The organism is Paraburkholderia sp. BR10954 (genome assembly GCF_040965775.1).
Lineage (GTDB): Bacteria > Pseudomonadota > Gammaproteobacteria > Burkholderiales > Burkholderiaceae > Paraburkholderia > Paraburkholderia youngii.
In genome coordinates this window covers 1-6,990 of sequence record NZ_JBFRCK010000097.1, presented here as the reverse complement: position 1 = coordinate 6,990, position 6,990 = coordinate 1, and the positions used below count along the sequence as shown (strand labels likewise).

At 58.2% G+C, this 6,990-nt stretch carries 4 protein-coding genes and 2 pseudogenes; 3 read left to right on the top strand and 3 right to left on the bottom strand.

From position 1 onward, the window contains the following. Nucleotides 1-126: 126 nt before the first annotated feature. The 3 genes and pseudogenes from AB4Y34_RS40255 to treS all read left to right on the top strand — a co-directional run. Nucleotides 127-473 (top strand): annotated as a pseudogene (locus AB4Y34_RS40255) (IS110 family transposase); the annotation flags it as partial. Nucleotides 474-1,397: 924 nt separating this feature from the next. After that, nucleotides 1,398-2,924 carry an aldehyde dehydrogenase family protein gene (locus AB4Y34_RS40250; protein WP_176370032.1) on the top strand — a complete coding sequence of 509 codons (1,527 nt, stop codon included), beginning with the start codon at nt 1,398-1,400 and terminating at the stop codon, nt 2,922-2,924. A 34-nt stretch (nt 2,925-2,958) separates the two neighbouring features. Then, the gene (gene treS / locus AB4Y34_RS40245) at nt 2,959-5,022 is read left to right on the top strand and encodes a maltose alpha-D-glucosyltransferase (protein ID WP_368719159.1); all 2,064 of its coding nucleotides are present in this window, start codon (nt 2,959-2,961) and stop codon (nt 5,020-5,022) included. Nucleotides 5,023-5,595: 573 nt separating this feature from the next. Here the strand turns inward: treS and AB4Y34_RS40240 are convergent. The 3 genes and pseudogenes from AB4Y34_RS40240 to AB4Y34_RS40230 form a co-directional block, all read right to left on the bottom strand. After that, entirely contained in the window at nt 5,596-5,823 is a 228-nt protein-coding gene (locus AB4Y34_RS40240) for a hypothetical protein (protein ID WP_176370034.1), read from the bottom strand. A gap of 413 nt (nt 5,824-6,236) precedes the next feature. Further along, entirely contained in the window at nt 6,237-6,410 is a 174-nt protein-coding gene (locus tag AB4Y34_RS40235; RefSeq protein WP_176370035.1) for a hypothetical protein, read from the bottom strand. A 463-nt stretch (nt 6,411-6,873) separates the two neighbouring features. Further along, nucleotides 6,874-6,990 (bottom strand): annotated as a pseudogene (locus tag AB4Y34_RS40230) (IS5/IS1182 family transposase); the annotation flags it as partial.

The following is a 6,990-nucleotide window of genomic DNA, read 5'->3' as shown; positions in this document are numbered from 1 at the left end:
GCGTCAGATACGGCGCCGCGAAACTCCATTCCTCATCCGACACATCTGTCGGATACCCTTTGCGGTCGGTCCTTTTCATCCCGCCAGGATACCAGGTCTCAATCGAAGTTCCTAACACGCTCTAGGGTGGCCTACGCGATCGACGCATGGGAGGTCATATCGCGTGGCAAGATCGGCGCAATTCAAACTAAGATTGATCGGCTGTGCAAGCGGCTCCAGTCGAAGGCTTCACGGGTGAGTGCACGAGGCGGATCCAGGCTGCTACTGACTGCATCGGCAACTGACGCAGCGCGGCTTTGAGAGCATGGTCTTTGCGCCATCGCTGATTCCCAGAAAACCCGGCTCGCGCAGGCGACCTGACTGCCGTGTATTTGCCTGGTGTTGAAGACGAAGCCTTCCCGGATCTGGCGCGGGTGTGGACTGCAGTCAAGGAGGATTTGCGGCAAGCCCGTCAGCGACTGTCTTTTTTGCTGGCACGTAGAAAAGTTGCGCAGCAATCGAGCGAAATGACAAGCCAGGTGGAACCTGGACTCGCCAAAGCTTTACTAGCGCGGCCTCTACCGATTTAAGGAACTGTACGATCGGGGCAGTGAAGCGCCGCTGCAGCAGATTCTCGCCATCGGCCCCTGCTCACGAACCGCGTAGATCCGCATGTCGATGCTGCCGTTGTCGAATTGGCCCTCGAATTACCCGCCTACGGTCAGATTCGTATCGCCAACGAAGTCCTCAAATGGCATACCCTGTCCGTCTCGCCCCAAGGCGTCCTTAGTATCTAGTTGCGTCACGATCTGGAGACGATGCGGAAGCACTTGAAAGCTCTGGAAGCCAAATCCGCCAAGGCCAGTTCAATCTCGCGAAGCGCGGCCTCAAAGAGGTCGCTGCGCCCGCAGCTTGAAAGGGCGTCCTGTCTGCGTCATGAGTTACCCTCTATCTAACAACAATCTCGTACGACCGCCTATTTGCACCGGAGCCCGCAGCGGGAGGACAAGCGCCGACGATGTATTCATTAGAAGACAGTCATGCATTGATGGCGATCAAAGGCACAAAGAAATGTTTTCGCTATATTGCACTAGGCGACGCGGGGGCGCTGTTTGGTTTGATTGTTACACGCCTCCTTCCGAATATTTTGCATGCGGTGGTGAACGTTTCAAGAGACTGTTCGGCACATTGGAGATTTTCACCTGCAAACTAGGTGGCATCCAGTCGTCAGCTGCTTCTTGTAAATGTCGACGTGTCTTTTAAAGCTTATGCGCAGACGACGACAGGCGGGGAACCATGCGTCAGTACGCCCAGCTCTCCAGCTTGCGCTGGAGAGGTTGCCGTCGAAGCTAACGGGTTTGGCTCGGGATTAACAATCCAGGCAGTTCTTCTTGAAACACTCTCTGAGTAGGAAGCGGATGTCGAATGCACAAAAGTTTTACATCGACGGCGTCTGGGTCGCGCCGTCGGGCGACGCGCGCCTCGCCGTTGTCGATCCGTGCACGGAAGAGGCGTTCGCGCAGATCGCGCTCGGCAATGCTGACGACGTGGAGCGCGCTGTGACCGCTGCAAAGCGCGCATTCGCGTCGTTTTCGGTGACGCCGCTGACTGAGCGCCTCGCACTGATTCGCCGCATACTCGACGCTTATGCGGCGCGTTACGACGAGATGGCCGATGTCATTTCGCGCGAGATCGGCGCGCCGAAAACGCTTTCGCATTCATGGCAGACCGCGCTCGGCAGACGTCACCTCGAAGAACTCCTACGTACCTGCGAACGCTTCGCCTGGCAGCGCAAGAAGGGCACGACCCTTGTCAATTATGAGCCCGTCGGCGTGGCCGCGCTCATCACGCCGTGGAACTGGCCGATCAACCAGATTGTCTGCAAGGTCGCCCCCGCGATTGCCGCCGGCTGCACGATGGTGCTCAAGCCAAGCGAGATCTCGCCGCTGAACGCCGTGCTGTTCGCCGAGATTCTCGATGCAGCAGGCGTGCCGCCGGGTGTGTTCAATCTCGTGAACGGCGACGGCCCGACGGTGGGCGCGGCGCTCTGCAGTCATCCAGATGTCGACATGGTGTCGTTCACCGGGTCGACACGAGCGGGCGTGGAAATCGCGAAGCTCGCGGCGCCGACCGTCAAGCGTGTGCACCAGGAACTCGGCGGTAAGTCCGCAAACATTCTTCTCGACGATGTGGACCTGGAAGCTGCCGTCACTTCGGGTGTCTACGAGTGCTTTGGCAACAGCGGCCAGTCGTGCAACGCGCCGACACGTATGCTGGTGCCCGCAGCGCTGCACGACGAGGCCGTGCGCATTGCACAGCATGCGGCGGCCTCTCACTGTGTGGGTCCCGCGAACGACGACCGCACCACGATGGGCCCTCTGGTGAGCGACGTGCAATACACACGCGTGCAACGGCTGATTAAAAAGGGCATCGAGGAAGGCGCACTGCTCGCAGCCGGCGGGCCGGGACGTCCCGACGGCCTGTCGCGCGGTTACTACGCGCGGCCCACGGTCTTCGCAAACGTCGACCAGTCGATGACGATCGCACGAGAAGAGATTTTTGGCCCAGTGCTCGCCATCATGCCGTACCGCGACGAGGAAGACGCGATCGCGATTGCCGACGATACACCGTTCGGACTTGCTGCATACGTTCAATCCGCAGATCGGGCGCGCGCCCAGCGTGTGGCGCTCCGGCTGCGCGCGGGCAGCGTGTATTTGAACTATCCGGCGTGGGACGCGGGATCGCCGTTCGGCGGATATAAGCAATCCGGCAACGGCCGTGAATATGGCGAGTGGGGTCTGGAGGCGTTTCTCGAAGTAAAGGCCATCGTCGGCTATGACGATCAGGCGGGACCCGGCACGGGCGGTGACGTGCACGCGTACTCAAGTGAAGACTCATTGGCCTCAGAGGATCCGAGGCGCTGGTTGAACGCACCCAAGCCCTGATATCGCCTCAAGAAATATCTCCAGGAGCTCTGACATGAATTTTCCGGCTTCAGAGCATATCCAGTGGCTCGTGAGTCAATCAATGCTCCACCAGGTTCGGGCACGGGCACGCAGTTATGCGGGGCAAGCCAAGCTTTGGCTTCACCCCTATGCCGAGGCACGCCCGCGTGAGGTCTGCGCAAAGTCGTCTGTCTGGTTCACCGCGTACCCGGGCGCGGTTATAGCCGCGCCGGGACAATCGGTACTCCAGGCATTGGGAAACGAGACACTGTGGCGTTCGCTGTCCTCGTTGGGCATTAGGGCCATGCACCCGGGTCCAACCAAAGTCGCAGGTGGTCTTAATGGTAAGCGCTTTACCCATTCGGTGGACGGCAACTTTGATCGCATCGGCCTAGAGATCGATTCCAGATTCGGCAGTAAAGAAGACTTCATAGCAATGAGTCGCATGGCGGCAGCGCACAACGCTGTTGTCATTGACGATATTATTCCTTTGCATACTGGCAAAGGCCCCGATTTCCGCCTCGCTGAGATGAATTACGGGGACTATCCCGGCCTCTACCACATGATCGAGATCATGCCTAGCGACTGGAACCTTTTACCAGACGTACCTGAAGGCAAAGATTCCATCAATCTGCCGGCTGACGTCGTCGACACCCTAAAACGTAGGCGCTACATCGTTGGCCAACTTCAGCGGGTAATGTTTTTTGCGCCGGGCGTCAAGGAAACAGACTGGAGTGCAACCGCTCCTGTACTCAGCGTAGACGGCATAATGCGCCGGTGGGTATACCTTCACTACTTTAAGGAAGGTCAACCGTCACTGAACTGGCTCGACCCAACATTTGCAGCCCAACAAATCAGTATCGGTGATGCTCTGCACTCCATAGATGACCTCGGCGCACGCGGACTTCGCCTGGATGCCAACGGCTTTCTCGGCATCGAGCGAAGACCACACGGCAATGCGTGGTCGCAGAGCCATCCACTCGCGGTCGCGGCCAACCAGCTTCTTGCCGGGGCGATTCGTAAGGCCGGTGGGTTCAGCTTTCAGGAACTCAATCTCACCCTCGACGACATGGCGGCGATGTCCAAAAATGGCGCGGACCTGTCTTACGACTTTGTCACACGTCCTGCGTATCAGCATGCACTTCTGACGGGAGACACAGAGTTCTTGCGGCTGATGCTACGCAAGGCCCATCAGTACGGCATCGACCCGGCGTCTCTCATTCACGCGCTTCAAAACCACGATGAACTGACGCTGGAGCTCGTACATTTCTGGTCGCTACACGCTAACGCAACCTTCACGTTCCAAGGGCAGACATGGAACGGCAACTCCCTTCGAGAGCATATCCGGGAGAAGATGTACGAGCGCTTGTGCGGCGAGCATGCGCGCTACAATGTTCCTTTTGTGACAAACGGTGTGTCTTGCACGACAGTCAGCGTCATCACTGCGGCACTCAATATTCGGGACTTGGACGCCATAACGCCTAGGGACAGGGACAATATCCGACAAATTCATCTTCTTCTTGCGATGTTCAATGCTTTTCAGCCCGGCATTTTTGCGATATCGGGGTGGGACCTTGTGGGTGCACTACCCTTACCCATTGAAGCCGTCGAGGAGCGAACGACTGACGGAGACACGCGCTGGGTACAACGCGGTGCCTATGATCTAACAGGCGAAAACACGCATGCATATGCATCCAAAGAAGGCATGCCGCGCGCAGTGGCCTTGTACGGTACGTTGCCGGAGCAGCTCACCGACCCCACCTCTTTCGCCTCACAACTCAAGCGTCTCCTCGCTGTGCGAGACTCGTACGGCCTTGCCTTAAGTAGGCAAATAGGGATTCCCGACGTTGTCGCGCCAGGCCTCCTAGTAATGATTCACGAACTTCCCGCTGGGAAAGAGACTCAGATTACAGCTCTGAACTTTGGTGCAAGCAGCGTCGATGAGACTATTACCCTACGCTGCACCGCGCCAGGACCCGTCATCGACATGCTCGCCGATTCGGTTATCGGTCACCTCGACGAACTGGGTAAGCTGCGAATAGTGCTTGAGGGTCACCGAGGTGTATCACTGAGAATTGGGAGTTCTCTTTCTAGTTGACGTGCATTAAGGGGCACACCCAGCGATATCCACGCAGTTGAATCAGACACTGCGCTTCAGAAATTAAATGTCCGCGGCGTTCCTGAAGTTTCTCTCGACGGCTCTGATGCAAATAGGTAAGGGAGTTGAGCAGTTTCATTCAGGATGGGTATCTTATCGAGCGGACAGGACCGCTAGAAGGGAGTTAACGTGCCACCGCACTAATGGAGCGCCCAATAATTTCTACCCGGCCGTGGCCGGATCAACTTCACGAACGCCTGTGGCTGCTCACTCCAACTGCCCAGCCGGACCAGCCTGCGAAGCGGGCCGCAGCTGAGTCGCCGCTTGTCGCGCGGCAGCCTGAGCAAATTCCCAGTCGCGCTGCGTTTCATGCGCCAAGCATTCCGAATGAGCATAACACGGTCGCTCATGCAGCCGGATCACCTTTCTTGCCTAGCCGGGGGCGCGCGAGATCGCGTCATCCCCGACGACGCCCACGTCAAGCTCTTGCTTTTGATGCGTTAAAAAACCTGCGAGCAACTCATCCAGCCGCTTCAGCGGATGACAAAAAAGCGCCCCTTCAACCGTCTTGTGTCAGGTGCTGTTGAACACCTTGATGGCGTCCTTGACCATTTCGTCGACGGCCGGGGGGTGTCCGACGGACAGCGTCCACCCTCGCGGCCCCGTGCCGAGCCGAGCGTGTCTAGTTGCTGCCAGCGCGCTCCGGCCGGACGCATTGAAATCCGGGCGCACGGCACGTCCCTGCTCTATGTTCCCTCTGACCGGCTCGCTCAGATCGACCAGGGCGTCGTCGTCGAGCATAAGCGGCTCGGTCACGCGCGCAGGTCGCCCAAGCCTTGCAGGCGCAACGCGATGACCGACGGGCGTCGAGCTCGCCGTCACGCACCAATCAGGGTAGTGCGGTACACGCCAAGGAGTCGGCTTCCGGGCACCAGGAAGCACGGGAATTCACGCACGATGACGTGAACGCAGTGTTGACGAGGACACACCGGAGCGCGGGCAGGCTCGGTGCTAAAAACCTCCCTCAGAGAGACAAATAAGCGAGCCAAAACCGCCCTCAACACCTACCCCAGCCTAACAAAACCAACCTCACCCCCGACATCTGGTAAATGGCCCGCACCCCGACATTCGGATCTCGCTTTGACAATTCTCCACTTTGGAATATGCCGGGCCCCGAACTGCGGAAGTCGTCCATCAAATCAGAGCTGTGCAAATCACTGGTGCTTACTGCCACCGCGCCTCCAGCGGTCGATGATGCGGCCCACGCCCAACAGGTACTTCGTCACATACTTCGTGGTCGCATACTCGACGTAGCCGAGCGGACACATCCTCCGGTTGAGGAACAGATGATCTTCGTGCCCGTGCGATTCCTTCGAGAAATTGATCAACCGGAATCGCTGCGATTCAAGCCGCTGCTCAAGCCGGACGACATCCCTCTTCTCCACCGGCCGCAAAAATCTTGGAATTCGATCGCGATCTGGCCAATGTTAGGGAGAAACGCGTCCGGCAGTCAATCAAGCAGCGGCACCTCGGCGCCTTGGATGTCGACCTTCACCAAATCGATTTGCGGGATTCCCTACTGCTGCGTGAACACGTCGAGCCGCACAGCGGCCACTTGGTCTCGTGATTGTTCTCGCTGGTGCGAACGAACGACGATGCCTCCCGATTCGTCGCCACGAAGAAGCTCATCGTCCCTGCACGATCGGCAATCGCGAGATTGGAGGGCTTCACGCGCACCATGCCGCCGAGCCGCGCAAAACGGTCGGGATTCGGCTCGACCTCGTAACAGATGCATTCGCATTTCTCCGACATCAGCCGGCAAAACGTACCGCTGTTCGCGCCTAGAGCGTGTTAGGAACTTTGAAGTACTGGCACGGCGTGGACAAGCATGAGCATTGCGAAGACGACGAAATGAAGCCCAGCGAGAGTTTCGGGAAGCCGTTCATAGTCACGTGCGAGACGCCGGAA